Genomic DNA, 3,360 nt, shown 5'->3' with positions numbered 1-3,360 from the left:
AAGGATTTTATTGCACCAAGCTCCTTTGAGTTCCGCACCGGCAAGCAGTTCCGTATGGGCAAGAAATACGGGGCTGTTTCTTTTTTGCAGATTCTCGCACCGGAGCTGAATGACCGTCTGCTGGCTGATTTTCTGGATATGGAAAGCTCGCTCATTGTGAGTATGCACATTCAGTCGGTGGATCAGGTGAAAGCCATCAAAACGGTAAAGCGAAAGATTACCGACCTGGACCGCAGTAAGATCGAGGAACAGAAAAAAGCAGTCCGCGCCGGATACGACATGGACATCATTCCATCTGACCTTGCTACCTACGGCAGTGAAGCGAAAAAACTCTTGCAGGATTTGCAGAGTCGCAACGAGAGAATGTTCCTTTTGACCTTTCTGGTGCTGAACACAGCGGACAATCCCCGTCAGCTTGGCAACAACATCTTTCAGGCAGGCTCCATTGCCCAGAAGTATAACTGTCAGCTGACCAGGCTGGACTTCCAGCAGGAAGAAGGGCTGATGAGCTGTCTGCCCCTGGGACTCAATCAGATCGAGATCCAGCGAGGACTGACCACCAGTTCTACGGCTATCTTTGTACCGTTCACCACACAGGAATTATTCCAGAACGGCAAAGAAGCTCTGTACTACGGCATCAATGCTCTATCCAACAACCTCATCATGGTGGATCGAAAGCTGCTGAAAAACCCCAACGGCTTGATTTTGGGTACGCCGGGTTCCGGTAAGTCCTTCAGCGCAAAACGAGAAATTGCCAACTGCTTTTTGCTTACCAGTGATGATGTCATTATCTGTGATCCGGAAGCGGAGTACGCACCTCTTGTTGAGCGTCTGCATGGGCAGGTCATCAAGATCTCACCTACTTCAACCAACTATATCAATCCGATGGATCTGAATCTGGACTATTCGGATGATGAAAGCCCGCTGTCACTCAAGTCTGACTTTATCCTCAGCTTGTGTGAGCTGATCGTGGGCGGTAAGGAGGGCTTGCAGCCAGTGCAGAAAACCATTATTGACCGTTGTGTACGGTTGGTTTACAACGAATATCTCAATGACCCAAAGCCGGAGAATATGCCGATTTTGGAGGACCTTTATAACCTGTTGCGGGAGCAGGAAGAAAAAGAAGCTCAGTACATTGCAACGGCATTGGAAATCTATGTAACGGGTTCTTTGAATGTGTTCAATCATCAGAGCAATGTGGACATTGATAACCGGATTGTCTGCTATGACATCAAGGAACTGGGCAAGCAGCTTAAAAAAATCGGTATGCTGGTAGTTCAGGATCAGGTGTGGAACCGTGTCACCATCAACCGTGCCGCCCACAAGTCTACCCGCTACTACATCGACGAGATGCACTTGCTTTTGAAGGAGGAGCAGACCGCCGCCTATACGGTGGAAATCTGGAAGCGATTCAGAAAATGGGGCGGTATTCCGACAGGTATCACCCAGAATGTCAAAGACCTTTTGAGCAGCCGCGAGGTAGAGAACATCTTTGAAAACTCCGACTTCGTGTATATGCTCAACCAGGCTGGCGGGGACCGGCAGATCCTCGCCAAGCAGCTGGGCATTTCCACACACCAGTTATCTTATGTGACCCACTCCGGTGAGGGCGAGGGTCTGCTGTTCTATGGCTCCACGATCCTGCCGTTTGTAGACCACTTCCCGAAGAATACCGAGCTTTACCGCATTATGACCACCAAACCTCAAGAATTGAAAAAGGAGGATGAATGATGATGAATCTCAACGTTTTGAATAAAAACCCGCTGATGTTTTTTGACAGGGCAGTAAATGCCCAGCGCAGCCAGCTGCTTACGGTCATGGCCGATGCGGTCAGCGAGTGCCGCACGGCAGCAGACCAGGCAGCCGAACTGAATGAGACCGGTCAGGTGGGGCTTCTCCGTCTGGCGGAGGTCTGGAGCGCCATTCGTGCTAAAGAAGGTATGGGCGGCCTGATTCTGGAAGGAACAGAGGCGAAGATCCTGTCCGATGTGGTGGCACAGTTTTATGCCTACCTGTCCAGCTGTATGTTCAACGATCCTGTGGGAATGGCCATTTATGCAGAGCTGCACTACATGATGTCCTCCCTCATGCTGGGAGAATGGTTTGAATAAAGAGCCGCGCCTGCGCTTTACTGATGAGGAACGGTCTGACCCTGCACTGGAAAAGCCGATCCGTAAAGCGGAGAAAGCTGCGGCCAGAGCAGATAAGGCGCAGGCCAATATCCCAAAGAAAAAGGTCAGGCAGACGGTCATCGACCCGGATACCGGAAAAAAGACCTCGAAGTTGACCTTTGAGGACAAGAAAAAGCCACCCTCCAAACTTTCTCAAGGGGTCAAGGAAGCTCCCGTCCATCTGGTTGCGGGCAAGCTCCACAAAGAGATCCGGGAAACAGAACAGGACAATGTGGGCGTGGAAAGCGCCCACAAGTCCGAGGAAGCGGTGGAGACCGGCGCTTATCTGGTGCGGGAGGGCTATCGCAGCCACAAGCTGAAGCCGTACCGCAAAGCAGCACAGGCAGAGCGCCAACTGGAAAAGGCAAATGTAAATGTTCTGTACCAGAAATCTTTGCAGGAAAATCCCCAGTTTGCCAGCAATCCGCTTTCCCGCTGGCAGCAAAAGCAGGCCATCAAAAAGCAGTATGCCGCCGCCAAACATGCCGGTCAGACTGCTGGAAATACCGCCCAGGCTGCATCCAAAACAGGAAAAGCCGCAAGGACGGTAAAAGAAAAGGCACAGCAGGCAGGGGCATTCGTCATGCGCCACAAGAAGGGTTTCCTGATGGCAGGGGTTTTGTTCCTCATTACCTGTATGCTGATGAATACCATGTCCTCCTGCTCCATGATGGCGCAGAGCATCGGTTCCGTCCTCTCCGGCACCACCTATCCGTCGGATGACCCGGAAATGCTGGCGGTGGAGGCAGATTATGCAGCCAGAGAAGCCCAGTTGCAGGAGGAAATCGACAACATTGAAAGCAGTCACCCAGGGTATGACGAGTATCGCTATGACCTTGGTATGATCGGCCATGATCCTCATGAGCTGGCAGCATTTCTCTCTGCCGTCTTGCAAGGCTACACCCGGCAGAGCGCTCAGGCAGAGCTGGCGCGTGTGTTTGCAGCACAGTATCAGCTGACGCTTACTGAGGAAGTGGAGATTCGCTACCGCACGGAGACCTCAACCGACCCGGAGACCGGCGAGACCACCTCAGAAGAAGTTCCCTATGAGTATTACATTTTGAATGTGAAACTCGCCAGCAAGCCCATTTCCGCTGTGGTGTCGGAACTTCTGACCCCGGAGCAGATGAAAATGTATCAGGTTTACCGGCAGACCATGGGCAATAAGCCGCTGTTGTTTGGCGGCGGC

General features: G+C 51.9%; 3 protein-coding genes. All 3 read left to right on the top strand.

Translation table 11 applies throughout. The annotated features are described in order from the left end of the window. A partial coding sequence (locus PGS25_RS15115; protein ID WP_270419364.1) for a VirB4-like conjugal transfer ATPase, CD1110 family occupies window positions 1-1,731 on the top strand: 1,731 nt, incomplete at its 5' end. Beyond that, entirely contained in the window at window positions 1,731-2,111 is a 381-nt protein-coding gene (locus PGS25_RS15110) for a DUF3851 domain-containing protein (RefSeq protein WP_442865321.1), read from the top strand. The genes PGS25_RS15115 and PGS25_RS15110, both read left to right, overlap by 1 nt. Continuing rightward, the coding region (locus PGS25_RS15105) for a CD1108 family mobile element protein (RefSeq protein ID WP_270419362.1) at window positions 2,104-3,360 on the top strand (1,257 nt) is incomplete at its 3' end. The genes PGS25_RS15110 and PGS25_RS15105, both read left to right, overlap by 8 nt.

The sequence above is a fragment of the Butyricicoccus sp. AM78-15b2TA genome, from assembly GCF_027665985.1.
GTDB lineage: Bacteria > Bacillota > Clostridia > Oscillospirales > Butyricicoccaceae > Agathobaculum > Agathobaculum butyriciproducens.
Note: the sequence above shows the minus strand (reverse complement) of the source record. Positions and strands in the feature narration are given on the sequence as shown.

What these genes read in the sequence shown, in the direction of transcription:
- PGS25_RS15110 (WP_442865321.1), top strand. Translation starts at nt 1,731, where the DNA reads ATGATGAATCTCAACGTTTTGAATAAAAACCCGCTGATGTTTTTTGAC.